Genomic DNA, 25,885 nt, shown 5'->3' with positions numbered 1-25,885 from the left:
TCACCTCTTGTGTAGGAAGCCGTTGTGGCGCTTGCGTTCCGCCGAGTCGGCCGCGTCGATGATGGCACGAACCGTGCGCCGGCAGCGGCCGCATTCGGCGCCCGCTCCGCACGCCTTCGCGACCTGTCTGGTGGTGGTGGCGCCCGCCTCGACGGCCTCGGCCACCACCTGGCTCGTGACACCGTTGCAAAGGCAGACGAACATCGGTCGGCCCTCAGCCGTTTTCGTCCAGCCGCATGATGTGCTGCAGCCGGCCGACGAAGACCGGCGGGTAGGCCCCGACTCCGGTGTGGCCCATCCACTCCGCCGCCACGTCGGGATGATTCACCCAGTCGGAGGCGTCGGCTTCGTCGTCGAGTTCTTGCAGGATCATCACTTCGTGGTCGTCGTCGAAGGCCTTGAAGATGCGTACGGCCCGCACCCCGGCGGCTTCAAACCGCGGCAGTCCCTGGTGAACTCGCCCGATCATCGCGGGGACGTCGTCGACCGCGGCGATCGCCCCGACGATCACCCCCGGCGGGGTCGCCTCGGACGGCTCGACGAGCGTGACCTTGTCCACCGTCTCGCCGGCGAAGATGGCAGGGATGTCGTCGAGCCCCACAGCGTCGAACCAGTTGAGGAACACCCGCGAGCGCAAGACCTCGAGGATGGGCTCTTTGCTCCGCAGTGAGATGGTGACCATGACGCGACCACGCTCACGCGTCGAGGTGTAGACCAACACGTAATGCGCGCCGAGCTCGGCGAGCGCGGACTCGCTGCGTTGCAGCACCGGCCAGACCCGGCTGGGATCCGGGACCCGGTAGTCCATAGCCAGCACGAGCGTGTGGGTCTCGACCTCCGCCGCGCCGTCCATGCCGACGCCTAGTCGCTGGCCGGCAGCGGTTTTGCGGTCTTCTGCTCCAACGGTGTGGTGCCGACACTGAGACTGCCGGCTCCGGCCTTGGTGACCAGAAGTTCGGCGCCGTCGGAGTCGACGTAACGCTTACCCATCACAGTGCCGCCGGAGAACTCCGGATCCAGTTGCGCGCCTTCGGTTTTCTCGCCATCCAGCGGGATCATCGGGACGCCGCCGGCCCGCAGGTCGTCGAGACTTTCCGATGAGCGCACGACGATCACCTGGGTGTCGCATACCTGGCTCTGCAGTCGGGTGCCGGTCTTGATCATGTTGTCCTCCTGGGATCACGGGGTAGCGGTCGGCGACTTGAGCTCGTCGGCAAGCTGGCGGCGCAGCACCTTGCCGGTCGGTGTGGTGGGCAATTCGTGGCGGAACACCACCCGGTCCGGGGTGCGTGAACCACGCAGCTGGGTGCGCACATGGGCGCGCAGGTCTTCCGGATCCGGGGTGATGTCGGCGACGGGCACGACGACGGCGACCATGATCTGGCCCCATTCGTCATCTTCGACGCCGACGACAGCGACGTCCCGCACGTGGGGATGTTCGACGAGGACGTCCTCCACCTCCGCCGGGGCGATGTTCTCCCCGCCGCGGATGATGGTGTCGTCGGAGCGTCCGCCGATGAACAGGTATCCGTCGGCATCGAGGTAGGCGACATCCTTGGTGGGGAACCAGCCCTCGGCGTCGAGCACCGAGCCGATCTCGGCGTAGCGGCCCGAGACCTGATCGCCCCGGACGTAGAGCTCGCCGACCTCCTCGGGGCCCAGGACCGTACCGTCGTCGGCGCGGATCTGCACCTCGATCCCCGGCACGGGCTGACCGACCGAGCCGAGCCTCTTGCGGGCGGACTCGTCAGCGGCCGCATGCGCCGCCCGGTGGTCGTCCGGGCTGAGAACGGCGATGGTGGAACTGGTTTCGGTCAGGCCGTAGGCGTTGACGAAGCCCACCGCGGGCAGCAGCTCGAGCGCCTTGCGTACCAGGGGCAGGGCAACTTTGGAGCCGCCGTATGCCAGTGACCGCAGCGACGGCAACGGCGTGGGGTTGGTCTCCAGCTCGGTGATGATGCGATCGAGCATCGTCGGCACCACGGTGGCGCTGGTGACCGCTTCGGTGGAGGCCAGCCGGATCCACTCGCGCGCGTCGAACTTGGGCAGGTACACCATCTTTCGGCCGGCATACAGATTCGACAGCGCCGCACTGACGCCGGCGATGTGGTACGGCGGCACGCAGATCAGTGCGGCGTCTCCGGGCTCGGCGGACGCGAACTCGACAGTGCCGGTCACATAGCTGGTGAGGTTGTTGTGCGACAGCTCGACGGCTTTGGGCCGCGACGTGGTCCCGGAGGTGAACAGCACCACCGCGATGTCGTCGGGATCCGGGAATTCGGCGACCGGCTCGGCCGTCGCTGCCGCGGCCAGGAACTCCCGTGATTCGATTCGCGCAGCACCCAAACCGGCCACCACGTCGCCGTATTCGGCGTCGAAGACGATCAACGGGTCGGGTAGCCGGTCGATGAGTTCGGCCAGCGCCTCGGCCGACAGGCGATAGTTCAGCGGCGTGAACGCCCGTGCGGCACGCGCCGAGGCGAAGATGAGCAGCGGCAGCATGACCCCGCCGAGGCCGACGTAGACCACGCTGCCGGCACCGCGGGAGTCAATGACGCCCGCCCCGCCGTCGGCGAGCGTGTTCAGCTCGCCCACGGTGAGTCGCTGGTCGTCGCTGACCACCCCGACGCGCTCGGCATCGGAGGCGGCCATCTCCAACAACAGTGCCACGCTCATCGATTGGTCCTCCTGCTCAGCTGGCCTAGATCGGATTGAATTCGGAGATCAACCAGTGGCCGTCGGTCTTGGTCAGCTTCACCATGACGCTGCTGGTCGCCAGGGCCGGATCGGGCCGATCCTTGCTGGTGGTCACCTGATTGACGAAGACCAGCACTGTCGCGTCACCGGGGTGCATCTCCGAGAGCGCCGCCCGCGCGACGGTCGCCTCGGTTTTGACGCCCTTCTGCTTGGCCGCCGGTGCGACGATCTGGTCGGTGAATTGGCTGTAGTACTTGAGGAATTCGCCGGTGAGGTGCGCCTTGGCGTTGGCCAGGTCCTTGTCAAGGCTGTCCGGGGAGTACGACAGCAAGGCCACCGTGCCGTCGCGGGCGGCGTTGATCGCCTGCTGCTGAGCCGCGGAATTGGTCTGCTGATCCGGCCGGTACAACCACCAGTAGACGCCGCCGGCGGCACCCGCGGAAGCGACCAGCAATACCACCAGCAGGACCGCCGCCCAGTGCCTACCGGCCCAACTCAGCGGACCGCGCCGTGCACCCGAGGCCGGGGTTTCGGCTTCGGTAGTGGCTTCGCCAGCGGTGTCGTCCCCCTCGGCGGCCTCGGCGGTGGTTTCCGCATCCAGTTCCGTAGCGGTCGACTCCTCGTCGACGACGGCTACCTCTGTGTTGTCGCCCTCAACAGGCTCGGTGGTCTTGTCACTGCTCATGGCACAAACTCCACATTCGACATCTTGTATTGGGAACCATCTCGCGCGACAGTCACGCTCATCCGCCATGCGCGCGGATCCTGATGTGCCCCATTGGCATTGGTTACGGTCGAAGAAGCAGCCAGCAGCACCACGCCGGTGTCGCCGCTCTCTTTCTCCAACGCGGCAGATTTGACCGTGCCGACGGTGACCGCCTTGGACTGCTCAGCGGTCTTGACGAAATCGTCTGCACCCCTGGTGAAATCGTCCTTGAACGTTCCTGTGGACAAGTCGATGACGTGCTGGACGTCGGCCTTGGCCCGGTTGTAATCGATGGACAGCAGCGCTATCACGCCCTCGCGCGCCGCGGCCACCAACTCGGCTTGATGCGCTCGTTGGGCGACGACCTTCTGGTGCGCGACGAGCATCAGACCGGTCACCACCATCGATGCGATGGCAAGAATGACGACCACCGCCACCGCCACCGTGACCGCACCGATGCGAGCCCACCAGCCGCGGGGCTCGAGCTCGGCGTCGTCGTCGTAGTCTTCCGCCTCGCCGTCGAAGTCGTCGTCGCCGTCGAAGTCGGCGTCGGCGTCGAAGTCGGCGGGGGCGTCGGCGTCGGCGGGATCCTCATCCGTGGAATCGGGCTCCGCACCTCGCAAGCGCGCCGCGGTGGCCTTGGCGCGCGCCGCCTCGGCTCGGGCTTCGGCCTCGGCGGCTTCGGCCTCGGCGAGCTCGGCCAGCGCTTCTGAGACGGCCTTCTCGTTGACCTCAGCCGCCATGGCACCCACACATGTCTTTGCGGTCCGGCACGCGGCGCGCTACAGCAGATATGCGTCGCATGTCGGACTCCTCTCTGGACCAAACATCCCGCCAGCGTACGGGCGACCACTGTGCGGTCCGCCACACGTACGACCGACGCGCGATAACCGGTGAGAATGACATTATCATCAGGCGGTAGGTGGATTCGATACACCGGCGCAGACGACGCTTAGATTACGCCTTCTTAGTGCGGAAATGATATTTCCGGATACTCAGCGCAGCTGGTCCTTCATCACCTTGCCGGTCGCGTTCAGAGGCAGGCCCTCGACGAATACGACCGACCGGGGCACCTTGAAACCGGCCATCCGGTCTCGGCTCCAGGCCATCAGATCGTCCGCCGACAGCGGAGGGTCCCCTTTCAGCACCACGAACGCCTTGCCGACCTGACCGAGCCGCTCGTCGGGCACCCCGATCACCGCCGCCTGCGCGACAGCGGGGTGTTCCATCAGGAAGCCCTCGATCTCGGCCGGGTAGGCGTTGAAGCCGCCCACGATGAACATGTCCTTCTTGCGCCCGACGATTTTCAGGCGTCCCGACTCGGTGAAGCTGCCGAGGTCTCCAGTGTGCAGCCAGCCGTCGACGTCGATGGCCTCCGCTGTGGCCGCCGGATCGTCGAAGTAGCCCTGCATGACGCTGTAGCCCCGGACCAGCACTTCGCCGTCGTCGGCGATGCGCACCTCGACTCCGTCGCACGGCACGCCAGCCGTGGTGGCGACGTCTTCGAACGAGTCCCCCGGCCGGGACAGCGTCGCGGTGCCGGCCTCGGTGAGCCCGTAGCCGGTGGCCAGTGTGCGGAACGGCAATTCCTCGTGCACCCGGCGGACGAGTTCGACCGGAATGTCGGCGGCACCGGTCACCCCGGCCCGCAGCGTGGCGAGCTTGCTCTTGTCCGGCACCGCCAGCAGCGAGTGATACAGCGTCGGCGGCCCCGGCAGCATCGTGATCTTCTCGGCCGCGATCAGCTCGACAACGCGCTCGACATCGAAGACCGGAACGGGCAGCATCGTTGCGCCCCGGATGAAGGTGGCGATGCATCCGGCCTTGTATCCGAAGGTGTGGAAGAACGGGTTGACGATCAGGTAGCGATCGCCTCGCCGCAGATCGGCCAGATCGCACCACTCGGCGTACATCCGCAGGTTCTGCAGATGATTCATCATCACGCCCTTGGGCCGGCCGGTGGTACCCGAGGTGTAGATGATGTCGGCGATGTCGGTTCCGCCGACCTCCCGCTGCGTGGGTTGGCCGTCGTCGAGAAAGCCGGACTTCAGGTCGATCGCAGGCACACCGGACGGGACGATGAAATCTTGTCCCAGGAAACCTTTCTCGACCAGGACCGCCTTGGCACCGCTGCGGGTGATGATGTCTGCGGCCTCGGCCTGCTTGTAGCGGGTGCTGACCGGGACGACGATGCCGCCTGCGGTGAGCACCCCGAAGGCCGCGATCATCCACTGCGCGGAGTTGGGCGCCCAGATGGCGACCCGGTCACCCTTCTCGACGCCGACGTTCGCGAACGCGCCTGCCGCACAACGCACCCGGTGCGCGACCTCAGCGAAAGACAGTCGCAGCGGACCGTCGACGACCGCTTCCGAGTCGCCGAATCGGTCCGCCGCGCTCAAGACCATCTCAGGGATGGTCTGCCAGGGTGTTTCTCGAATCACACGGTGACGAGGCGAGACAGGTTGCCGCCCATGATCTTTGCTTGATCGTCGGCCTTCAGATGCTGAAGTGCCTCGATGTAGTAGGTCGGCTCCGCCAGCCCTTCGGGATGCGGCCAGTCCGATCCGTAGAGCACCTGATCCACACCGACGAGGTTGACCAGATCGTCGATGCCGTCCTCGAAGAACGGGCTGACGTGGATGCGGCTCTTGACCATCTCGACCGGATCACTCGGGAAAGCCTCCGGGGCCTTGCGGAAGACCTCGGCCAAGCCGTCGAGCAGCGGAGTCATCCACTTCGAGCCGGCCTCGACGATCGCGACCTTCAGCTTCGGATGGCGGTACAGCGCACCGTGAATCACCCACGACCCCACCGAGTCCTGGATCGGACGCCACTCGTTGAGGATGCCCATCGCATTGGTCTGGAACGGCAGCATCTCCGCGCTGGCACCGTCCCATTCGGAGGTGTACCGGGAGTAGCCACTGTCGCTGGAGTGCATGCCGACCAGCAGGTCGTACTCGACGACGCGCTCCCAGAACGGGTCGAACTCGGGCAGTGCGAACGATCGTGGCCCACGGAATCCGGGGACCGGCGCGGGGCGAACCAGGATGCAGCGGGCGCCCCTCTTGACCACCCACTCGAGCTCTTCGATCGCTTTCTCGACGATCGGCAGTGTGATGACGGGGGTGGTGAAGATGCGGTTCTGGTAGTTGAACCCCCACACCTCGTCGAGCCACTGGTTGAGGGAGTGGACCAGGACGTGGATGGCCACCGGGTCGTCGGACAGCCGCTCCTCGAGCAGGCTGGCCAGGGTCGGGAACATCAGGGTCTTGTCCAGACCGAGCTCGTTCATCACCTCGAGGCGCGGGCCGGGCTCGAAGAACGCGGGGATGGCACGCATCGGCTCACCGAACAGTTCGCGCTTGGTCTTACCGTCCGGGTTGCCGTACTTGAAGTACTCCTCCCACGCGCCCGGGCGGGCGACGACCTCGAAGGTCGGGTTGGGAATGTAGTTGCTGATCTGACCGCGCAGCGCAATCTTGGTGCGGCCGTTGACCTGCACGTACTGGACGTAGTCCTTGTATTCCTTCGGCAGGAATTTGGTCAGCGCCTCCGGCGGCTCGTAGAGATGGTTGTCCGCGTCGAAGATCGGAAACGGCACGTCCACCCGGTGCGACAGTTGACCCATGAAATCCTCCTTATGCAGTTGGAGAGAATCCTATTCTCATAGGTGCGGTCGAGGCAATACGTCCCCCTCCCCAGCCCCGGCCGTTGTCGAATTTCTTACAAACCAGTAAGTTGGCTGCCATGACAGCAATCAGCCTCGCCGCGATTTCCGATCCCCCCGCTGTGCAGGACTTCTGCCGTAGGTGGGCCACCGCATGGAACGATCACGACGGCGACGCGGTCGCGGCGTTGTGCGCCGAAGACCTGGTCTACGACGAACCGGCGCTGGGCCAGACCGTGTATGGGCGCGAGCCGATCAAGAACTTCGTGACCGAGATGGCACGGACCTTCCCCGACAACAGCTTTGCCCTCGAGGGCCTGTTCGCCGATGTCCGTCGGCGTGCCGTGCTGGTGGCGTGGAAGTTCACCGGAACCGTCGCCAACACCAGCACCGTCGTCGAGTTCCACGGCGATGATCGGCTGGAATTCGACGAGGACGGCCTGATCACGACCTACCGGTGCCTGTACGACAACGAACTGGTCAAACGCCAGATCCGGGGTACCGAACGACGATGAGCCACTCTCCGGCTCCGCGGGTGCACAAGCCGGCGGCGGTTCGCCGCCGCGAGATCATCGCCGCCGCCGCGATCGAGTTCGCCGAAAACGGTCTGGCCGGAGCCCGATTGGAAGCGATCGCCGCGCGGGCGGAGGTCTCCCATCCGCGCATCGTGCAGATGTTCGGCTCCAAGCGGGAACTCTTCTTGGAGGTCGTTACCTGGGTGTTCGATCGCGTCAGTGAGGCGTTCGCCGCGACCGCCCCGGCGCACCAGGAGGACTCCGGCGCGCCCCTTGTCGCGCTCGGCGATGCCTATCGCCGCCTGTTGCAGAAAGACCGCATCGTCGCATTGGTCATGCTGCATGCGTATGCCGCGGCGGGCGACCCCGTTGTGCGCGACGAGGTGGCGGCCCGCTATCTGGCACTGCAGCAGACCATCACGGACCTCACCGGCGCCGATGCCATGGGTGTTCGTACCTTCATCGCGACCGGCCTGCTGGTCACCGTGTCCAGCGCGTTGGCACTGCCCGGCAAACGCACCGACGCGCAGTGGGGCGGGTGGCTGCTGGAATTGGTCACCCCTGCCGTCACCGGCCTACGCTAGCCTCCGCCCGGCGGCGCCGAGCCGATCACTCCGGCTGCCGACAGTTCCTCGATATCGGTGTCGGACAAGCCGAGTTCGGCCAGCAGCTCATGATTGTGCTGGCCGAGCAGCGGCGCAGGCGCGGTGTGGATCGGCGGTGTCCGGCCAGACAGGCGAAACGGCATCGTGGTGAATCGCGCCGGCTCGTTCACCGGGTGATCGAGCACTTCGAAGAACTCGCGGGCGGCAAGCTGTTCGAGCTCGGTCTGCCGGTGCGGCTGGATGACCTTGGCCACCGGGACACCGGCCGGCCACAGCGCGGCGACGATTTCGTCCCCGGTGCGGTCCCGGCACCACGCGCCCAGATGCCGGTCGACGACGTCCTCGCGGGCCCGTCGGCCACTCTCGGTGTCGAGGTCGGGATCGGCGGCCCAGTCCGGATCGCCGAGCGCGTTGCGCAGCGCCTGCCATTGCTCGTCATTTTCGACGGCGATCGCCACCCAGGAGTCATCCCGCCCGAACTCGTCGATCTCGTTGCTGCGGTAGAGGTTCTGCGGCGATGCCGACGGTCCCCGGTTGCCTGCACGCTGGAGCACCGCGCCGTACGCGGAGTACTCGACGATCTGTTCGGCGGCAATGTTGAGCGCCGCATCCACCATCGCGGCCTCGACCAGTGCCCCCTCGCCGGTGCGCCGGCGATGTTCGAGCGCGAGCAGCACCGCGTTCAACGCGTGCAGGCCGGCGTTCGGATCACCGACGGAATACGGTTCGTACGGGTTGCGGTCCGGGTAGCCGGTGAGCCAGCTGATACCGGCGGCGGCCTCGATCACGTACGCGAACGCCGGATTGTCCCGCCACGGGCCGTCCAGCCCGAAACCCGGCATGCGGCACATCACGATATCCGGCCGGATGCGTTGTACCGCAGCATAATCCAAGCCGAGGTGATCGAGCACCCGCGGCGTGTAGTTTTCGGCGACCACGTCGGCGGTGGCGATCAACCGGAGCAGCAGTTCACGTCCGCGTTCAGTGCCCAGGTCGAGGGTGATGTCCTTCTTGCCGGTGTTCAGCGCTGCGAAGATCGGCTGCTTCTCCCACCAGTGATCCTCGGAGACGGGAACCCCGGCGATCATCCGGGTGCCGTCGGGGCGGCGCGCTGATTCCACATGGATCACCTCGGCGCCCAGCAGCGCCATCAGGTGGGTGGCCGACGGTCCGGCCCAGAACGTGGTGAGGTCCACAACGCGGATCCCGCTGAGTGGCAACCGATCCTGAGCAATGCCGGGCCGCCGGGTCGGGCGCGGCGCCTGGCGATGCCGGTCGGTGTGCTCCCCGAGTCGCGGTGCCGGCGACGGCGGGCGCAACTCGACACCGGTGATCCGGTAGGGATGACCGGGCTGGCGGAAGCCGGCCGGGTGGGTGACGAACGTCTTGCGGGCGACGAAATGCTCCAGCGACTCGATGGTGTCGGGCGTCGCTACCGGCGCGTTGGGGATCCGGAACGCCGTGGCCAGCTCGCGGACCTCGTCACCGGTGCGCTCGGCCATCCAGGCATACAGCTCGTCGGCTTTCTCGCTGGCCTGCTCGGTGATGCTCACGGGCGCGTTCTCGTCGATCCACTCCTGGTGTCCGATCATCGCGCACAGGTCGAACCACTGCTGAGCGGTGCCACATCCGACGTCCACCAAGCCGTCCTTGACGCGGGCGACGCCAGGTACGGTCAGTTTGCGGGCGTCGCGCCAGGGCCGCCCGAGCATGTCGGAGTAGGTCACCGGGTAGTAGGTCAGACCCATGACGTGACTTTCCAGCATGGACAGATCGATGAGATCGCCGGCGCCGCCGGCCAGCACCTGCATGCGGGACGCCAGGATCGCCGCACTGGCGTACGCCCCGGACAGATAGTCGCCGACCCGGCCGCCGACGTAGACCGGTGCGCGGTCCGGTGCGCCGCGGCCCAGCCCGACGATGCCGCCGGACCAGGCCTGCAGCGTGAATTCGGTTGCGGGGCGGCCACTCCACGGGCCATCCAGACCAAACGGTGTGATTGCGGCGACGATCAGGTGCGGGTGGGCGGCGTGCACAGCGGCAGGCGTCAGCGCCGGGTGTTCGGCCAGCGGCGAATCCGGTGACCAGACGACGGCGTCGGCGCCGGCCAGCAGGTCGCCCACCCAGCGCAAATCCTCGTCGAGGGCCGGGTCGGCGACCACACTGTGCTTGCCACCGGCCAGAAAGCTGAACAGCGCGCCGTGCTCGTGTGGTCCGATCCGCGCTCCGGAGGCTGACCATCGCCGCAGCGGATCACCTTCGGGCGCCTCGACTTTGATGACGTCGGCGCCGGCGTCGGCGAGCAACTTGGTGCAGTACCCGCCGGGGATGCCGGTGGACAGATCGACCACGACAAAGCCGCTCAGTGGTGAGTCGGTCATCGCTTCTTCTTCGTCTTCTTGGTCGCGGTCTTCTCTGCCTCGGCCTTCTGGGGCTTGACTTTCGCACGTCCGGACTTCGACAGGCGCCACTCCGGTGGGAACTTGCTGTCGTTGTCCTTCACCGCGCCCGCGAGCCCCGAGTCGAGTCCGGCGTGCATGTCGAACTCGTCCTCGTCGCGTACGGCCGCGCCGCCGAGCGACTCGAACGTGCTGCCGAGCAGGCTGCCCAAGTACTCGCCCTGGAACTGCTTGAACACCTCGAAGAACATCTTCTGCTGAAAAACGGTGTCGGTGGGCCGGTTTCGCGCGCAGGCCAGTGCATACCGACTGACCTCGTCTTCGAGTTCGTCCCGCGACACCACGCTGTTGAGGAAGTTGCACTCGTACATCTCGGCGGCGGTGAACGGCCGGCCGGTGTACACCATCTCCTGGAACTTGCGGATGCCCATCATCTGGGTCCACCACCACATCCGGGGACCCCAGCCGTAGTAGCGGAACGACGGATGGCCGAACAATGCGTCGTCGCTGGAGATCACCAGGTCAGCATCGGCGGCCTGGTAGAAGTGCCAGCCGTAGCAGTAACCCTTGACTTCGAGGATCGAGATCTTCTTGAAGTCCTGCAGTGTGCGGATACCCGACTGCGGGCTGGCGTACCAGGCACCGACCGAGGCGCCGCGGCGATACGTTCCCTGCGGCGGGTATTCGACCGTGCCGGGCGGGATCCGGAATTCCCCGAGCCGGGGGCCGGCGTCCTCGTCGTTCTGCAACTCCATGAACTCGGGGAGGTCGGCACCGCTGCCGAGATCCTCCCCCACGCCCCGGATGACGACGACCTTGACCTGGTCGTCCACTCCGGCCTGGTACAGCAGGTCCGAATAGCGCAGGCGCGCCGCGGCGGTCGGCGCATTGAGGTACTCGGGACGGTTGAAGGTGATCGTCGCGATCTTGGTCTTCGGGTCCTTGTCGTAGAGGATGATCTCCTCGGCCGACGGGCGTTTCGTCTCAGCCATTGCTCGTAGCGACGCTTGCCGCGGCGGTCCACGCCGGACTAGACGTCAGTACCTCGCACCCGTCAGCGGTGATCAAGACGGCGTCGCGGGTGATCACCGAGCCGACCGACTCCTGCCAGACGTGGGCGGCGACGGCAAGCACCATCCCGTCCTCCAACAGTTCAGCCTCGGCGGTGGCCCGCAGCTGCGGCGAGACGACCGGCGGGTCGAAGCCCAAGCCGAGGCCGTGCGCCACCGGCATGACCGGTAGTCGCTCACCGGCGCGAGCGTAGGCATCCAACAATGCGCTCGTCGCCATGCCGGGTCGGCACACCTCGACCAAACTGTCCCACAGTGCATCTCGGCGCCGGTAGAGCGCGCGCACGGCCTCGGTCGGCTCGCCGACATAGAGTGTGCGGGCTACCTCGGCGACATAACCGTCGGCCAGCACCCCGGCCGACAACACCACCAGGTCGCCCTCGCGGATCGCATCACCGCCCTCGGCGCGCCGCCACGGATGCTCCTTCGACGTCACCCAGGCGGCGTCTTGGGTGGCCGGGGTGCTCACTCCACCGGCGGCCTCAGCCTCCAACACCACAGCGGTGATGGCCTTCGTGGTGGTCCCCGCTCCGAGCGCCGCCGCACCCGTGGCCAGACCCTCCTCGGCGATCGCCAGCGCGTGCCGCAATACCTGCAGTTCCTCGGGAGTCTTGACGCGGCGGGCAGCCTGCATGGCCTGCTCGGCGTCCACCAGCTCCGCGTTCGGGAACGCCATCGGCAGCAGTTTGGCGAAAGTCGGTGTCAGGGCATCTGTCCCGACTCGACGCGCGGTGTCGGCGCCCTTGATGTTCTTCAGTATCTCGACCAATGTCATCGGGTTCCATGCGAACCCATACAGATTCTCGTGCGGGATCTCCTCGGGAATACCCTCATCCCACGTGCTGTTGAGATGGATCTCGCCGGTGGCGCGTACGAATTCACAGATCGGACCGAACGGGCGAGTGCCAACCACCCACAGCTGCGGGGCTCCGGAAATATAGCGGACATTGGCCTGCCGACCGAGCACAAGCACGTCGAGGTCGTGGGCCTCCATCTGGGCCAGTGCACGCTCACGACGGCTGAGCCGCAGAGCCCGGGCATCAGCCTCGATTTCAGTTCCCATTGGGTACCTCGTACGGGTCGTATGGATAGGCGGTCAGCGGCATCCAGCCATCATCGGTAACCACGACGATCTCCTCGCCGCGGTAGCCGCCCGTGCCGTCCTCCCACACCACCGGCTCGAACACCAACAACATTCCGGCCGGAAAGACGAAGTTGTCGTCCCACTCCTGACCGAGATCCGTTCCGATCATCGGCATTTCGGCCGCACTCGTTCCGATACCATGACCGAGGTAGAAATGCGGCAGCCACGGCTTCTCCCCGCCGGCAGCGGCGATCGCCGCACGTCCGAGGTCACCACACGTGGCGCCGGCTTTGGTCACCCCAAGCACCCCGTCGACAATTCGACTCCATCTCTCGAACTGGCGCTGCTGAGCCCGGGTCGGTTCCTGACCGACGATCCAGGTGCGCCCGTGGTCGGAGCAGTAGCCGTGGTAGGAGATGGACACGTCGGTCCACAACACGTCGCCTTGTGCCAATTCACGCTCGGTCGTCAACAGCGGCAGGGCGAGATCGCCGGTCGTGGTCCAGGTTCCCTGCGCCTTCGATGTGGGCATGACCTGCCAGATCGAGTCGAACATGTTCGTGGTCGCACCGAGTTCGAAAGTGCGACGGACAAATTCGGCAGACAGGTCGATCTGTCGAGCACCGGGCGCCAGCGACTTGTGAATCTCGGCGACCGCCAGTTCGGTGATCTGACAGGCACGCCGGATGCAGGCTATCTGGTCGATGGTCTTGACCAGTTTCGCCGCACCGACCACTGGGGCCGCGTCCACCGGCGCGCTGGGGAACAGCGCCCCGCCCGCTCGTCGCATCGCCCCGGTCAACTCATCGGTCGCGACCGTCGCGCCCGCCGGGACCAATCCGGCGAGGATCTTCGCGAATTCCGCTACCCCTTCGTCGAATTCGAGGTAGATCGGCCCATGCAGATGGTCATCGGGCAGGCCTGACTCCATCGCCGCCCCCTCGCGGAACGGCAGGAACAGATGCGGGTGCTCGTCGTCGGCCAAGACCACCGCCACCGGCCGTTCGACATGCGACAACCCGGCGTCCGCCAACGGCCAGCTGATACCGGTCGCGTAGATGACGTTGCCGTTGCCCAGTAGCACCAGTGCGTCCACGCCCTGATCGGCCATCGCGGCATGCAGCCGCGCGCCGACTTCGCTACGCATCCGGTCGAAGTCGGGTTCCTGCGGAATGTCCAGCGACGCATACCCGGTCCGGGCGATCTGGACGACGCCGGACTGGGTCGATGTCGTCATCAGATCCATGATTCGCTCGCACGCTCGCTCATCATCCATGATTCGCTCGCACGCTCGCTCATGCGATCCCCAGGAACTTCTGCACGTTGGTGCTGACTATCTTCACTGCGGCCTCGGGACCCACCGTCTCCACCACCGATGCCAGCGACTTCTCCGAGTAGCCGAACGTGCTCTCGTTGTGCGGATAGTCCGACGACCACATCACGTTGTCGACGCCGATCTGATCGATCAGTTGCAGCCCCAGCGGGTCGACCATGAACGACGCGCTCATGTGTTTGGACCAGTAGTCGCGCACTGAATGCTCCAGCTCGTGATTGAACATGTGTCGATAGGAGGCCAGCATGTGCTCGGCGTCCTGCAACGCGGTGGGCACCCAGGCGATGCCCCCCTCGAACCAGCCGACCTTCAGGCTGGGATGCCGGTCGAGGATTCCGGAGAACACGTACTTGGCGAACTGCTCGCGAAACGAGTCGACGTTGACCATCATGCCGACCACCACGCTGTTGTTCTGGCACGGAGTCTTCGGCGGCGTCTCGCCGATGTGGTGGCTGACGGGTACGCCCGATGCTTCGATCTCGTCCCACACGGCGTCCATGTCGGTGCTGCCGTAGTCGTAGATGTTGCCGTCGTCATCCTTGCCGGGGTTCAGCGGAAGCAGGAACGTCTTGAGCCCCAGCGCTTTCAGCTCCTCCAGGGTGCTGCGCGTGCCTTTCGGGTCCCACCAGTTGATCAGCCCGACGCCGTAGAAGTGGCCGTTGGAGCGCTCCTGCAGATCTGCGATGTGCTCGTTGTAGATCCGGAACACCCGCTCCCGCAACGACTTGTCCGGGTAATGAAACAAGGCGAGTACAGCGTTCGGAAAGGCGAGTTCGGTGTCGATGCCGTCCTCTTTGAGCTCGCGGATGCGGGCCTCGATATTGTTCGACGCCGCGCCGGCGAGGTCGTCGTACTGCATCAGCACCCGGCCGAAGTCACCACCGGTCCATGCCTTGCCCTTCATGCCGACCATGTAGGCGCCGTCCTCGTACCAGATGCGCGGGGCAGAACCTTTGAGTTCCTCGGGAAAGCGGTCGTAGAAGATGTCGTCGGCCACCGAGATGTGGTTGTCGGCCGAGAAGATCTCGGTACCGGCCGGAAGTCCCACGACCCCGCCGGTGGAATGGCCGTGGCGGTTCTTCGGCGCACCGAAACCTTCCGGCGGATACAGCGTGGCTTTTGCGCTGGTCATTCTGGTCTCCATTCGGGGCTGTGGAACGTGTATTCGGTGGCTACCAGGTAACGGGGACTTCGTAGACCCCGTAGGCGAGGTGGTCTTCCGCGAACGGCACCTCTTCGAACGGGATCGCCAATGTCATGTTGGGTATGCGGCGCAGGACTGTGGGGAACACGATCTGCATCTCGGCACGGGCCAACTGCTGGCCGACACATTGGTGCCTGCCGTAGCCGAATCCCAACTGCTGGCTGGCATCACGAGTCAGGTCCAGCGTGCCTGGGTCGGGGTACATGGCGGGATCCCAGTTGGCCGGGGCCAGATCGAGGATCACGCCCTCGCCGGCCTTGATGGTCTCTCCGCCGATCTCGATGTCCTCGAGGGCCACCCGGCGCTGGCCGGTCTGGATGATCGACAGATACCTCATCAATTCCTCGACGGCATTCGCGATGAACTTCGGATCGTCCGAATCACGAAGCAACGCTGCCTGTTCGGGGTTCTCCAGCAGCGCGAGGAGGCCGAGCCCGATCATGTTGGCCGTGGTCTCGTGCCCGGCGATGAGCAATCCGGTGCCCAGCTGCGCGGCTTCCTTGACGTCGATCTCGCCGGCTGTGACCCGTTCGGCGAGGTCGGAGATGGCGTCCTCGGCGGGCTCTTCCTGCTTCTTGCGCACCAGGTTGATGAGGTACTGGTGCAGACTCATTGCGCCCTTTTGCATGGCGTCGGCCGCGGCGTAGCGGGCCAGGCCGGCGTTGGCGTGCTCCTGGAAGAACTCGTGGTCCTCATAGGGCACGCCGAGCATGTCGCTGATGACTCGGGTCGGCACCGGCAGGGCGAGCTTGGCGACCAAATCGGCGGGCTGTGGTCCGGCCAGGATCTCGTCGATACATTCGTCGGTGACCTGCTGGATGACTTCGCGCAACGTCTCCACCCGGCGGAAGGTGAACGGCTTGGACAGCATTCGCCGGAACCGGGTGTGCTCCTCGGCGTCGGATGTGAACACCGAGCGCGGCCTCTTGTCGACCGTGGCACGCATGTGTTCGTTCCAATGCGGGAAGCCCGGGTTGCGGTCGTCGACGCTGATCCGAGAATCGGCGAACAGCGTTCGGGCGGCTTCGTAGCCGGTCACCAGCCACGGGGTGCTCCCGTCCCAGATCCGCACCCGCGACAGCGGCTTGGTCTCGTTCATCGTGAGCAGCCCAGGCGGCGGAGCGAACGGGCAGCGCGCCTCACGTGCCATCGGATACTCCGGGGCGGTTGCCGCCTCGGTCGGGTCAGACGTCAATGTGTCCGACATGCCTCACTCCTCGACGTAGATGGCTTGTGCGGGACAGGCCGCGGCCGCCCGGCGTGCGTTGTCTTCCTGGTCGGCAGGCGGATTGGCTTCGAGCAGCACCACGACACCGTCGGAGTCGCGCTGATCGAAGACCTCGGCCGCGTTGAGCACGCATTGGCCGGAGGAAACACACTTGTCCTGGTCGACGGTGACCTTCATCGTGGTACTAACCTTGTCGTGTCACGGGGGCCAGCCACAGTCCGACGATCGCGTCGACCAGTCCGGAAGCGGCTGTGCGCCAATTGGTCAGAGGCAGGGCTGAACCCTCGGCGAGGGCACGTTCGTATTCCGCACAGGTATGGATCAGCAGATTGCGGCCCATGATCTTGCGCTCGACGCGGACATGAGCCGGCAGGTCCGGCAGGCAGCGATTGATGCCCTCGAGCACCGTGATCAGAGCGGGCAACGTGAGCGCGTCGCGACTGACGGTCTGCTGGTAGGCCGGGTCAGCCATCACCTGTGCGGCGAATCGGGCATACCAGGTGGGGTTGCCCAGCTCCGTCAGGTGATCGGTCAGCGGTAGCACCAGGCATTCCACCCAGTCCCGGAGCTCCGTGCTGTCGACCATCGCCGCAACCCGTTGCTCGCGAAGCCGTTCCACCGGTATGGCGTGCTTGTGCTCGATCGCGCGGACCAGGTCGGTCTTGGTGCCGAAGTGGTAGCCGACGGCCGCATTGTTGCCCTGCCCGGCCGCTTCACTGACCTGACGGTTGGACACCGCGAAGACGCCGTGCTCGGCAAACAGCCGCTCGGCGGCGGTGAGGATCGCTTCGCGGGTCAGACTCGCCCGATCGGTGCGGGTGCTCCCGGAAGGGGTGGTGGCGGTGGTCATCGCAGCCCAGTCAACGCCGCGAGCGTGATTAAGTCAAGCGATTGATTTAAGAAGCTGCCGGCTTTTTCTTCTTCGGCACCGGCTTGCCCGCCGCGGTTCCCCCATCGACCGGCAGAACGGTGCCGGTGACGTACGGCGAGCGGTCGCCTGCGAAGTACAGGATCGCTTCGGCCACGTCCTCGGCGGTTCCCTCCCGCTCCAGCGGCCGGTCGGCGCGCATGGTCGCGCGAATGCCCGCTTCGAACTTCGCCACCTGCTCGGGATCCATGCCGTGCGCGGACTTCGACACGATGGCCGTCCGAATGTGGCCGGGCGCAAGGCAGTTCACCCGGATCTCATGGTTGGCGAGTTCGATCGCGGCGCACTTGGTGAAGTGGATGACCGCGGCCTTGGACGCCCGATAGGTCATCACACCGCCGCCGGCCTGCATTCCGCCGATCGAGGTCAGGTTGATGATCGAGCCGCCGCGTTCCGTCATGTGCCGGGCGGCATCCCTGGTTCCCGCCATCACGGCTTTGACGTTGACGGCCATCACCTGCTCGAAATCCTCGAGGCCGTCGTCCAGGAAACTCCGGTGCATCCTTCCGGAGACGCCGGCGTTGTTCACCATTACGTCGAGGCCACCGAACTTCTCGACCGCAGTATCGATGAGGCGGGTGAGCTGCTCGGTGACGGCGACGTCGGTCGGAAGAAACAGCGCTTTCTCCCCGTGCCGCGCGGCCAGCGCCTGCCCCTGTTCGGCGTCGATGTCGCCGAACACGACGATCGCGCCCTCACCCAGAAATCGCTCGACGATGGCGGCCCCGAGCCCCGCCGCACCGCCGGTCACGACCGCGACCTTGCCTGCCAATTCGTTGCCCATGACGGCCCAATCCCTCTCGTCCGCACGCCGATCCGGTGCGCGTTCGCAGTCAACTCGCAGTCCGCGTGGTAAGTCAAGCGCGTGATTTAAATGGCCCGATCTCGCCGAGATCGACGCACACTGGAAGCTCGCAACCAGTCTCGAGCCAGGAGGGCACCACGAAAGTCGATGTCACGTTGCGCCAGTTGCGGTACTTCGCGGTCCTTGGCACCGAGCTGAACTATCGGCGCGCCGCCGACAAGCTGTTCATCACCCAGCCGGCGTTGTCGACGGCGATCAAGCAACTCGAGCTCCACTTCGGTGTCGCGTTGTTCACCCGCAACACCCGCGAGGTCGCGTTGACGGATTTGGGCGCAGCGTGGCTCCCCCAGGTGCAGCAGGCGCTCAGCGGTGTTGACGCCGTCGTCGCCAACCTGGTGACGATGTCGGGAACACAGCAGGGTGTCTTGCGACTCGGCTATCTGATCGGCACCGGAGCAGATCTGTTGTTCCGCATCGTTCGGCACTTCGAGGCGGCGCACCCGGGCGTGGTCGTCGAACCCAGCGAGTACGACTTCGCCGACCCCACCGCGGGTCTCGGCGACGGAAGCACAGAGGTCGCGCTGATCCGGCCGCCGGTGGATCTGCCCGATCACCGGATGCTTCTTCTGGACGCCGAGAGCTGGGTGGCGTGCCTGCCCAGGGATCACCGGCTGGCCACCCGCCCCGAGGTCGACATCACCGACCTGCTCGACGAACCGATCGTGTGCGCCCCGATGACCGCCGGCGTCTGGCGCGACTACTGGCTGGCGATGGACGTGCGCGGCAACCGGCCGCCGTCCATCGCCGGCATCGCCGCGACGTACGAAGCCGAGACCACGATGATCGCCCGGGGCCTCGGGATCAGCTTCACGACATCGTCGGTGGCGCATTTCTACGACCGGCCCGGAATTGTTTACGTGCCGATCACCGGGCGCCCGCCCAGCTACACCGCACTCGCGTGGCACCCTGCGCGACTGTCTCCGCAGGCAGCGGCGCTGGTCTCGCACGTTCAGGAGCACTGGAACTTCGGCGAGGAACCCGCTGATAAACCACGTTAATAAGTCCATTGAAATGTGGAACTTCCAAAACCGTTCACGGCGCGTTTTCCTGGCTTCAGTTGTTCTATGAGCCGCCCTGACCTGGAGTGACCATGACCGATGCGCTGACCCCCTCCACTCATTCACCGTTACCGCCCCCAGCCCGTCCGGGCGAAAGCGAGGACGCCCGGCTCGCCGAGTTCGGCTACCAGCAGCGACTTGACCGGTCGGTGGGCTCCCTTGCCTCGTTCGCCATCGGATTCGCCACCATCAGTGCCACGACCGCGGTCTTCACCGGATTCGGCGCCGGCTATTTCACCGCCGGCGGCCCGTTCGTGTGGACGCTGCTGCTGGCCGGAGTCGTCTTCTCGCTGTGGGCCTTCATCGCGGCCGACCTGACAGCCAAGATTCCACTGGCGGGCTACGCCTACCAGTGGACCAGCCGGATCAACGGCCCCAGCCTCGGCTGGTTCACCGGGTTCGTCGCCCTGCTCGGCTGGATCAGTGGCATGACAGGCGTCGGCTTCATCTTGTCGGGCTACCTCGGCGGCCTGTTCGGCTGGAACATGACGCAGAGCGAGCAGATCCTCGTCGCCATCGGCGTGGTGTTCCTCTGCGTGCTCATCAACATCTATGGCGTGCGCTTCGCCACCATGGTCAACAACATCGGCGTGAGCCTGGAGCTGATCGTCACCGTCGGCGCGACCCTGTTGGTGGCAATCATCGCGTTCTCCGCCCCCGACCACCACCAACCCATCTCGGCACTGTTCACCGGCGGTGAATCCGGCGACAAGGACTCCTACGCGGTGGCCTGGCTGGCCGCCGCACTCGGCCCGTTCTTCGGCCTGATCGGCGTGGAGTCCGGCGCCGACGTCGCCGAAGAGACCAAGAACGCCCGCCACGTGGTCCCGCGCACCATGTTCTACGCACTGGTCACCTCGATCGTGATCGAACTGCTGATGTACGTCGTCTACGTGCTGGCGATCCGGGACGAAGCGGCCGTGCAGGCCAATTCGGCCGCGCCGATCGAGGAGATCATCAACCAGCAGGCCGGGCCGGTCGTCACCAAAATCGTTGTCGCCGTTGCGCTCACCAACATCCTGGCTTGCTTGCTGTCCAACATCCTGGTGGCCACCCGGCTGACCTACTCGATGGCAAGGGACAACATGCTGCCGGCCTCCCACCTGTGGCGTCATGTCTCGGCCAAGAGCAAGACCCCCACGTATGCGGTCATCGGTCTCGGATGCCTGTCCACCGTGTTGCTGCTATCCGCTTTGGTCAACGAGAAGGCGTTCAACTACATCCTCGGTATCGCCTCACTGTTGTTCTTCTCGGTCTACATCCTGCAGACGATCGGCCTGCTGGTCGGCGTGCGCAAAGGCACCATCCCCCAGGGCGAACCGGGCACCTTCGACCTGGGCCGCTTCCGCGTACCGGTCTACGTCACCGCGCTGGTCGTGTTCCTCGCCGTCGCGGTGGCGCTGATATTCCTGCCACAGTTCGCCGGCAATGGCTGGGTATTCCTCGGCATCGTCGCGGTCGGCGCCCTGTGGTGGGGCACCGGACTGCGTGGCCGTCTCAGCCGCGGCGAGGCCGGATCAGACTTCGCCCGCACCCACCTGGTCAACGACTAGACCCCGAAAAGGAATCACGCACATGACAATTCACACCGAATTCGCCACCAGCAATCTGGTCAGCGTCGAGCCCGGCGCCATCCGCGAGGACACCCCACCCGGGTCGGTCATCCAATACAGTGACTACGAGTTGGACTACTCCACCGAATTCGCCGGCGGCGCCGCCTGGATCGAAGGTGAGTACGTGCCGGCTTCGGAGGCCAGGATCTCCATTTTCGACACCGGCTTCGGCCACTCCGATCTCACCTACACCGTCGCGCATGTCTGGCATGGCAACATCTTCCGGCTCGGCGATCACCTGGACCGGCTGCTCGACGGCGCTCGCAAGCTGCGGCTGGACCCCGGGATGACCAAGGAGGAGCTGGCCGACATCACCAAGCGCTGCGTCGCGCTGTCGGGACTTCGAGAGTCGTTCGTCAACCTGACCGTCACCCGCGGCTACGGAAAACGCAAGGGTGAGAAAGACTTGTCCAAACTCAACCATCAGGTCTACATCTACGCGATCCCCTACCTCTGGGCATTTCCGCCCGAGGAACAGATCTTCGGCACCACCGCGATCGTGCCGCGCCACGTCCGGCGAGCCGGCCGCAACACCGTGGATCCGACCATCAAGAACTACCAGTGGGGTGATCTGACCGCGGCCAGCTTCGAGGCCAAGGACCGCGGCGCTCGCACCGCAATCCTGTTGGACGCCGACAACTGTGTGGCCGAGGGGCCGGGCTTCAACGTCGTGATCGTCAAGGACGGCAAGCTGTTCTCCCCGTCGCGCAACGCGCTGCCCGGGATCACCCGCAAGACGGTCTTCGAGATCGCCGACGCCATGGGCATCGAAGCGACCTTGTGCGACGTGACCAGCCGCGAACTCTACGATGCCGACGAGCTGATGGCGGTGACCACCGCGGGCGGCGTGACGCCGATCGTCTCACTGGACGGCGAGGCATTCAGCGACGGCCGACCAGGCCCACTCACGGTGGCGATCCGGGATCGCTTCTGGGCGTTGATGGACGAGCCGTCGCCGCTCATCGAAGCCATCGACTACTGACGTGGCGGCCGTCGAGGCCGTCGTCGACCTGGGCGCGATCGCCCACAACGTGCGCGTGGTGGGTGAGCGTGCGCGATCGCGCGTGATGGCAGTTGTCAAAGCCGACGGTTATGGTCACGGCGCCAGCCAGGTCGCGCGCGCAGCGCTGGCGGCCGGTGCGGCCGAGATCGGAGTTGCCACGGTCGACGAGGCCCTGGCACTGCGCCGCGACGGGGTGTCCGCTCCAATCGTGGCCTGGCTCCACACGCCCACAAGCGATTTCGCCGCCGCGATTATCGCAGGCGTGGAATTGGTGGTGTCCTCGGTCGGTCAGTTGTCGGCAGTGGTGGCGGCTGCCGAGTCCGTTGGCACCGCCGCGACGATCGGGGTGAAGGTCGACACCGGCCTCGGACGCGGCGGCGCCGCGCTGCCGGAGTGGCCGCAGCTGTGCGACGCAATCGCCGCATCTGCGGCATCCGGATCGGTGGTGATGCGGACCGCGATGACACACCTTGCCAGAGGCGATGAACCGGACCACCCGCTGAATACTCGGCAGGCGGCACATCTGGATGACTGCGTGGCAGATCTGCGCCGAGCGGGCACACCCGCGCAGGTGGTGCACGTGTCGAATTCGGCTGCGGCACTCACTCGCCCGGACCTGTCCCGCGATCTGGTCCGCGCCGGAATCGCCATCTACGGGCGCACCCCCGTTCCACATCTCGGCGATTTCGGTCTCGAACCGGCGATGACGCTGACGGCCGAGATCGCGCTCGTCAAGAAGATCTCGGCAGGACAGGGCGTTTCGTACAACCACACGTGGATCGCGCCGCGCGACACCACGATCGCGGTGGTGGCCTGTGGCTACGCGGATGGTATCCCTCGGGTGCTGTCGGACGGGTTCGCGGTCATGATCGACGGGCGACGATTCCCCAGTGCGGGACGAGTCTGTATGGACCAGTTCGTCGTCGACCTCGGCCCTGGCGCAACCGGCGTGACCGAGGGTGACCGAGCAGTGCTGTTCGGGTCGGGCATCACCGGCGAGCAGACGGCCGCGGACTGGGCACGCGCCGCGGGCACGATCGACTACGAGATCCTCTCCGGTGTGAGAGGGCGCACCGTGCGGCGCTATCTATCTCGGCCCAGCGTCAGCAGGCAGGCATCCTGATAGCGCTCCATCACCGTTGGAGTCGGCTCGGCCTCATAGACCACGGACCGGACCGACGACCAGCTCGGGCAGTCGCCGCCGTTCAGCGTCCACGCTGCCTGACGGGCGGCACCGAGGGCGACGTACTCGGCCGGTTCAGGCACCGCGACCGCCATGGACAGCACGGCCGGTGCGATCCGCCGGACCGCTTCGGAGCGCACCCCGCCGCCGACGATCATCACCCGTTCGGTGCCGACTCCCTGCTCGGCGATCTTGTCCAGACAGAATCGCATCGAGGCGAGTAATCCTTCGACGGCAGCTCGGGCAATGTTGGCCGGCAACAGATTACGACTGGTCACACCGTGCAGCGCGCCGGAGGCGGCGGGCAGATTCGGTGAGCGTTCGCCGTCGAAGTAGGGCACCCAGATCAGGCCTTCGGCACCGGCAGGCGCACTGAGCGCCAGGCGGGAGAAGTCCTCGAGGGTCACCCCCAGCATTTCTGCGACCGCGGCCAGAACCGGTGCGCCGTTGAGAGTGCACACCAGCGGTAGATACCGGCCTGTCGCGTCGGCGAAGCCGGCAACCAGCCCGTGTGAGTCACGCGGCGGCGCTTCACTCACGGCGCTGACCACTCCGGAGGTGCCCAACGAGACGACGCAGTCACCGACGCCGGCACCGAGTCCCAATGCGGCGGCGGCATTGTCCCCGGCGCCAGGCCCCAACACCGCGCCGGTGGCGGTCTGCCCAGCCGGCTCGTGCGGACCCAGGACCCGTGGCAGTGCCGGCCGGCGGCCGCGCATGGCGGTGGTGAGCACATCGTCTCGGTACCCACCGGCCGCCGCCGAGTAGTAGCCGGTGCCGCTGGCGTCACTGCGGTCGGTGCACAACTCACCGATGTCGGTGGTACCGCGCAGTCGCCAGGTCAGCCAATCGTGTGGGAGACACACCGCTGCGGTCGAGTCGGCGTTGCCCGGTTCGTGGTCGGCCAGCCAGCGAAGCTTGGTGACGGTGATCGATGCGACGGGCACGACGCCGATCTGAGCTGCCCACCAGGCAGCTCCGCCCAGTTCTGTCACCAGTTCGGCGGCGGCCGTATCGGAGCGGGTGTCGTTCCACAGCAAGGCGGGCCGCACCACCGCGCCACGCCGGTCGAGGCAGACCAGGCCGTGCTGCTGGCCACCGACCGACACCGCGGCCACGTCGTCGATGCCACCGGCGTCGGCGATGCTGCGCTGGAGGGCATCCCACCAGAGCTCGGGGTCGACCTCGGTGCCCGGGGGATGCGGGGTGGTCGCCGACCGCACGACCGCACCAGTGGCGGCATCACAGATCAGGACCTTGCACGACTGGGTGGACGAGTCCACGCCGGCAACAAGAGTCACCGCCGGGCCGTCAGGTGTGGGCGTCGGTGCGTCACTCCCCCATTCAACCCGTCGCCACCCCGGCCGATCAAACGCTCAGCCCCGCTAAGCGAGCGGGATGAGAACGATGTTCTCTCACTTGGCCAGCAAAGCTGACGCAAACCGCACATGGGATTGACACTTTTTCAACGCAACTGCAACAGTTGCTCTCACCGAGGCCCATGGGAGGACATTCCGGTGACAGTCAGTGCCGACAGAGATCTTCATTACGACCCCTATGACGTCGACCTCAACATCGACCCGTTTCCGGTCTTTGCGCGGATACGCGAAGAGGCGCCGTTGTACTACAACCCGGATCTCGACTTCTATGCGCTGAGCCGCTACGACGACGTCAACAAGGCCGTCATCGACCACGAGACCTTCATCTCCGGGCGCGGCGCCTTGCTGGAAATCATCAAGTCCGGCATGGAAATTCCGCCAGGGACTTTGATTTTCGAGGATCCGCCGATCCACAACATCCACCGCAATCTGCTGTCGCGGGTGTTCACGCCGCGCAAAGTTGCCGCGCTGGAACCGCAGATCCGCGAATTTACCACCCGCTGCCTGGATCCGCTGGTCGGTACGGGCCGGTTCGACTTCGTCAACGACCTCGGCGAGCAGATGCCGATGCGGGTGATCGGCATGCTCCTCGGCATTCCGGAGGATCGGCAGCGCGCGATCACCGATCACGGGGAGGCGACCCTGCAGAAGAAGGAAGTCGATCTCCTGGCCACCGGCGAGGTGTTCGCCGAGTTCATCGACTACCGGCGCGATCATCCGTCCGATGACATCATGACCGATCTGCTCAATGCCGAGTTCACCGACGAGACCGGCACTGTTCGGCGGTTGCATCGCGAGGAACTGCTGCTGTACTTGACGGTCATCGCGACCGCCGGGTCCGAGACCACCACCCGGCTGATCGGCTGGGCCGGGAAAACCCTGGCTGAATACCCCGATCAGCGCCGCGAGCTGGCCGAGAATCCGGCGCTGATCCCGCAGGCGATCGAGGAGATCCTGCGCTGGGAGCCCCCGGCACTGCAGCTGGCCCGTTACGTCACCCGTGACGTCGAGTACTACGGGCAGACCGTCCCGGAAGGTTCGGCAATGCTGTTGCTGCTCGGTGCGGCCAACCGTGACCACCGTCGCTTCGCACCGGACGGCGAGGTCTTCGACATCCACCGGGAACTGAAGTCCCACATGACGTTCGGTGGAGGAACCCACTTCTGCATGGGCAATGCGCTGGCCCGGATGGAGGGCCGCATCGCGCTCGAGGAGATTCTCAAGCGCTTTCCCGAGTGGGACGTCGACTGGCCGAACGCAATCAAGTCAGAGACGGCCGCGGTCCGCGGTTGGGCCGCCATGCCCACGATCGTCTCCTGAGATCCATCACTACGACACAGAGGACTGA

General features: G+C 65.9%; 25 protein-coding genes. 7 read left to right on the top strand and 18 right to left on the bottom strand.

Annotation, left to right across the window (positions count from 1 at the left end):
- The 8 genes from AB4879_RS02405 to AB4879_RS02370 form a co-directional block, all read right to left on the bottom strand.
- Complete coding sequence (locus AB4879_RS02405) at positions 1 to 204, bottom strand: bacterioferritin-associated ferredoxin (RefSeq protein ID WP_370506265.1); 204 nt, start codon at positions 202 to 204, stop codon at positions 1 to 3.
- Positions 205 to 214: 10 nt separating this feature from the next.
- Positions 215 to 853: a fatty-acid--CoA ligase gene (locus AB4879_RS02400; RefSeq protein WP_370506264.1), complete on the bottom strand. Its 639-nt coding sequence runs from the start codon at positions 851 to 853 to the stop codon at positions 215 to 217.
- A gap of 8 nt (positions 854 to 861) precedes the next feature.
- Positions 862 to 1,164 (bottom strand): hypothetical protein, encoded by a 303-nt coding sequence (locus AB4879_RS02395; RefSeq protein WP_102808673.1) that lies wholly within the window; start codon positions 1,162 to 1,164, stop codon positions 862 to 864.
- Between the two features lie 15 nt (positions 1,165 to 1,179).
- Positions 1,180 to 2,676, bottom strand: coding sequence for a class I adenylate-forming enzyme family protein (locus AB4879_RS02390; RefSeq protein ID WP_102808674.1), 1,497 nt, complete (start codon positions 2,674 to 2,676; stop codon positions 1,180 to 1,182).
- A gap of 25 nt (positions 2,677 to 2,701) precedes the next feature.
- Positions 2,702 to 3,382 carry a hypothetical protein gene (locus AB4879_RS02385; protein WP_199189966.1) on the bottom strand — a complete coding sequence of 227 codons (681 nt, stop codon included), beginning with the start codon at positions 3,380 to 3,382 and terminating at the stop codon, positions 2,702 to 2,704.
- Entirely contained in the window at positions 3,379 to 4,146 is a 768-nt protein-coding gene (locus AB4879_RS02380; RefSeq protein ID WP_370506263.1) for a hypothetical protein, read from the bottom strand. The genes AB4879_RS02385 and AB4879_RS02380 overlap by 4 nt, the downstream gene beginning before the upstream one ends.
- Positions 4,147 to 4,398: 252 nt before the next feature.
- A complete protein-coding gene (locus AB4879_RS02375) occupies positions 4,399 to 5,844 on the bottom strand; it encodes a FadD3 family acyl-CoA ligase (protein ID WP_370506262.1) in 1,446 nt (481 codons plus the stop codon).
- The gene (locus AB4879_RS02370; RefSeq protein ID WP_102808676.1) at positions 5,841 to 7,031 is read right to left on the bottom strand and encodes an amidohydrolase family protein; all 1,191 of its coding nucleotides are present in this window, start codon (positions 7,029 to 7,031) and stop codon (positions 5,841 to 5,843) included. Before AB4879_RS02370 ends, AB4879_RS02375 begins: the two co-directional genes overlap by 4 nt.
- Positions 7,032 to 7,150: 119 nt before the next feature.
- On the opposite strand from AB4879_RS02370, the gene AB4879_RS02365 reads away from it, so the two are divergent.
- Both AB4879_RS02365 and AB4879_RS02360 read left to right on the top strand, forming a co-directional pair.
- Positions 7,151 to 7,585: a nuclear transport factor 2 family protein gene (locus AB4879_RS02365; RefSeq protein WP_370506261.1), complete on the top strand. Its 435-nt coding sequence runs from the start codon at positions 7,151 to 7,153 to the stop codon at positions 7,583 to 7,585.
- Positions 7,582 to 8,169 carry a TetR/AcrR family transcriptional regulator gene (locus tag AB4879_RS02360; RefSeq protein WP_370506260.1) on the top strand — a complete coding sequence of 196 codons (588 nt, stop codon included), beginning with the start codon at positions 7,582 to 7,584 and terminating at the stop codon, positions 8,167 to 8,169. The genes AB4879_RS02365 and AB4879_RS02360 overlap by 4 nt, the downstream gene beginning before the upstream one ends.
- Here the strand turns inward: AB4879_RS02360 and AB4879_RS02355 are convergent.
- The 9 genes from AB4879_RS02355 to AB4879_RS02315 are packed head-to-tail and all read right to left on the bottom strand — an operon-like array spanning position 8,166 to position 18,220.
- Entirely contained in the window at positions 8,166 to 10,571 is a 2,406-nt protein-coding gene (locus tag AB4879_RS02355; RefSeq protein ID WP_370506259.1) for a CaiB/BaiF CoA transferase family protein, read from the bottom strand. The two genes, AB4879_RS02360 and AB4879_RS02355, sit on opposite strands and share 4 nt — an antisense overlap.
- On the bottom strand, positions 10,568 to 11,581 hold the full coding sequence (locus AB4879_RS02350) for an enoyl-CoA hydratase/isomerase family protein (RefSeq protein WP_370506258.1): 1,014 nt from the start codon (positions 11,579 to 11,581) through the stop codon (positions 10,568 to 10,570). The genes AB4879_RS02355 and AB4879_RS02350 overlap by 4 nt, the downstream gene beginning before the upstream one ends.
- The gene (locus AB4879_RS02345) at positions 11,574 to 12,722 is read right to left on the bottom strand and encodes a M24 family metallopeptidase (protein WP_370506257.1); all 1,149 of its coding nucleotides are present in this window, start codon (positions 12,720 to 12,722) and stop codon (positions 11,574 to 11,576) included. Before AB4879_RS02345 ends, AB4879_RS02350 begins: the two co-directional genes overlap by 8 nt.
- Entirely contained in the window at positions 12,712 to 13,980 is a 1,269-nt protein-coding gene (locus AB4879_RS02340) for a M24 family metallopeptidase (RefSeq protein ID WP_370506256.1), read from the bottom strand. Before AB4879_RS02340 ends, AB4879_RS02345 begins: the two co-directional genes overlap by 11 nt.
- A 58-nt stretch (positions 13,981 to 14,038) precedes the next feature.
- Positions 14,039 to 15,208 carry an amidohydrolase family protein gene (locus AB4879_RS02335; protein WP_370506255.1) on the bottom strand — a complete coding sequence of 390 codons (1,170 nt, stop codon included), beginning with the start codon at positions 15,206 to 15,208 and terminating at the stop codon, positions 14,039 to 14,041.
- 40 nt (positions 15,209 to 15,248) lie between these two features.
- A complete protein-coding gene (locus AB4879_RS02330; RefSeq protein WP_370506254.1) occupies positions 15,249 to 16,487 on the bottom strand; it encodes a cytochrome P450 in 1,239 nt (412 codons plus the stop codon).
- 3 nt (positions 16,488 to 16,490) lie between these two features.
- A complete protein-coding gene (locus AB4879_RS02325; protein WP_370506253.1) occupies positions 16,491 to 16,685 on the bottom strand; it encodes a ferredoxin in 195 nt (64 codons plus the stop codon).
- A 7-nt stretch (positions 16,686 to 16,692) separates the two neighbouring features.
- On the bottom strand, positions 16,693 to 17,358 hold the full coding sequence (locus AB4879_RS02320; protein ID WP_370506252.1) for a TetR/AcrR family transcriptional regulator: 666 nt from the start codon (positions 17,356 to 17,358) through the stop codon (positions 16,693 to 16,695).
- Positions 17,359 to 17,404: 46 nt separating this feature from the next.
- Entirely contained in the window at positions 17,405 to 18,220 is an 816-nt protein-coding gene (locus AB4879_RS02315) for an SDR family NAD(P)-dependent oxidoreductase (protein WP_370506251.1), read from the bottom strand.
- A gap of 185 nt (positions 18,221 to 18,405) precedes the next feature.
- On the opposite strand from AB4879_RS02315, the gene AB4879_RS02310 reads away from it, so the two are divergent.
- The 4 genes from AB4879_RS02310 (at position 18,406) to alr (ending at position 23,098) form a co-directional block, all read left to right on the top strand.
- Complete coding sequence (locus tag AB4879_RS02310; protein WP_370506250.1) at positions 18,406 to 19,299, top strand: LysR family transcriptional regulator; 894 nt, start codon at positions 18,406 to 18,408, stop codon at positions 19,297 to 19,299.
- Positions 19,300 to 19,391: 92 nt separating this feature from the next.
- On the top strand, positions 19,392 to 20,912 hold the full coding sequence (locus tag AB4879_RS02305; protein ID WP_370506249.1) for an APC family permease: 1,521 nt from the start codon (positions 19,392 to 19,394) through the stop codon (positions 20,910 to 20,912).
- Positions 20,913 to 20,934: 22 nt separating this feature from the next.
- On the top strand, positions 20,935 to 21,954 hold the full coding sequence (locus tag AB4879_RS02300; protein ID WP_370506248.1) for an aminotransferase class IV: 1,020 nt from the start codon (positions 20,935 to 20,937) through the stop codon (positions 21,952 to 21,954).
- Position 21,955: 1 nt separating this feature from the next.
- Complete coding sequence (alr, locus tag AB4879_RS02295; protein ID WP_370506247.1) at positions 21,956 to 23,098, top strand: alanine racemase; 1,143 nt, start codon at positions 21,956 to 21,958, stop codon at positions 23,096 to 23,098.
- On the opposite strand, the gene xylB is transcribed toward alr, so the two are convergent.
- Positions 23,059 to 24,459, bottom strand: coding sequence for a xylulokinase (gene xylB, locus AB4879_RS02290; RefSeq protein WP_370506246.1), 1,401 nt, complete (start codon positions 24,457 to 24,459; stop codon positions 23,059 to 23,061). The genes alr and xylB overlap by 40 nt on opposite strands.
- Before the next feature lie 216 nt (positions 24,460 to 24,675).
- Between xylB and AB4879_RS02285 the strand changes: the two genes are divergently transcribed.
- Positions 24,676 to 25,857 (top strand): cytochrome P450, encoded by a 1,182-nt coding sequence (locus AB4879_RS02285; RefSeq protein WP_192827532.1) that lies wholly within the window; start codon positions 24,676 to 24,678, stop codon positions 25,855 to 25,857.
- Positions 25,858 to 25,885: the final 28 nt, after the last annotated feature.

It is taken from the genome of Mycobacterium sp. SA01 (assembly GCF_041287105.1).
Classification (GTDB): Bacteria; Actinomycetota; Actinomycetes; order Mycobacteriales; family Mycobacteriaceae; genus Mycobacterium.
This window is presented reverse-complemented; position numbering and strand designations above follow the sequence as displayed.

Bases quoted from the DNA above. Each gene is read 5' to 3' on its own strand.
- AB4879_RS02315 (WP_370506251.1), bottom strand. From the start codon at position 18,220: ATGGGCAACGAATTGGCAGGCAAGGTCGCGGTCGTGACCGGCGGTGCG.
- AB4879_RS02385 (WP_199189966.1), bottom strand. From the start codon at position 3,382: ATGAGCAGTGACAAGACCACCGAGCCTGTTGAGGGCGACAACACAGAG.
- AB4879_RS02390 (WP_102808674.1), bottom strand. From the start codon at position 2,676: ATGAGCGTGGCACTGTTGTTGGAGATGGCCGCCTCCGATGCCGAGCGC.
- AB4879_RS02335 (WP_370506255.1), bottom strand. From the start codon at position 15,208: ATGACCAGCGCAAAAGCCACGCTGTATCCGCCGGAAGGTTTCGGTGCG.
- AB4879_RS02320 (WP_370506252.1), bottom strand. From the start codon at position 17,358: ATGACCACCGCCACCACCCCTTCCGGGAGCACCCGCACCGATCGGGCG.
- AB4879_RS02380 (WP_370506263.1), bottom strand. From the start codon at position 4,146: ATGGCGGCTGAGGTCAACGAGAAGGCCGTCTCAGAAGCGCTGGCCGAG.
- AB4879_RS02345 (WP_370506257.1), bottom strand. From the start codon at position 12,722: ATGGGAACTGAAATCGAGGCTGATGCCCGGGCTCTGCGGCTCAGCCGT.
- AB4879_RS02330 (WP_370506254.1), bottom strand. From the start codon at position 16,487: ATGTCGGACACATTGACGTCTGACCCGACCGAGGCGGCAACCGCCCCG.
- AB4879_RS02365 (WP_370506261.1), top strand. From the start codon at position 7,151: ATGACAGCAATCAGCCTCGCCGCGATTTCCGATCCCCCCGCTGTGCAG.
- AB4879_RS02360 (WP_370506260.1), top strand. From the start codon at position 7,582: ATGAGCCACTCTCCGGCTCCGCGGGTGCACAAGCCGGCGGCGGTTCGC.
- AB4879_RS02340 (WP_370506256.1), bottom strand. From the start codon at position 13,980: ATGACGACATCGACCCAGTCCGGCGTCGTCCAGATCGCCCGGACCGGG.
- AB4879_RS02400 (WP_370506264.1), bottom strand. From the start codon at position 853: ATGGACGGCGCGGCGGAGGTCGAGACCCACACGCTCGTGCTGGCTATG.
- AB4879_RS02325 (WP_370506253.1), bottom strand. From the start codon at position 16,685: ATGAAGGTCACCGTCGACCAGGACAAGTGTGTTTCCTCCGGCCAATGC.
- AB4879_RS02305 (WP_370506249.1), top strand. From the start codon at position 19,392: ATGACCGATGCGCTGACCCCCTCCACTCATTCACCGTTACCGCCCCCA.
- AB4879_RS02350 (WP_370506258.1), bottom strand. From the start codon at position 11,581: ATGGCTGAGACGAAACGCCCGTCGGCCGAGGAGATCATCCTCTACGAC.
- AB4879_RS02355 (WP_370506259.1), bottom strand. From the start codon at position 10,571: ATGACCGACTCACCACTGAGCGGCTTTGTCGTGGTCGATCTGTCCACC.
- AB4879_RS02395 (WP_102808673.1), bottom strand. From the start codon at position 1,164: ATGATCAAGACCGGCACCCGACTGCAGAGCCAGGTATGCGACACCCAG.
- AB4879_RS02300 (WP_370506248.1), top strand. From the start codon at position 20,935: ATGACAATTCACACCGAATTCGCCACCAGCAATCTGGTCAGCGTCGAG.
- AB4879_RS02370 (WP_102808676.1), bottom strand. From the start codon at position 7,031: ATGGGTCAACTGTCGCACCGGGTGGACGTGCCGTTTCCGATCTTCGAC.
- AB4879_RS02405 (WP_370506265.1), bottom strand. From the start codon at position 204: ATGTTCGTCTGCCTTTGCAACGGTGTCACGAGCCAGGTGGTGGCCGAG.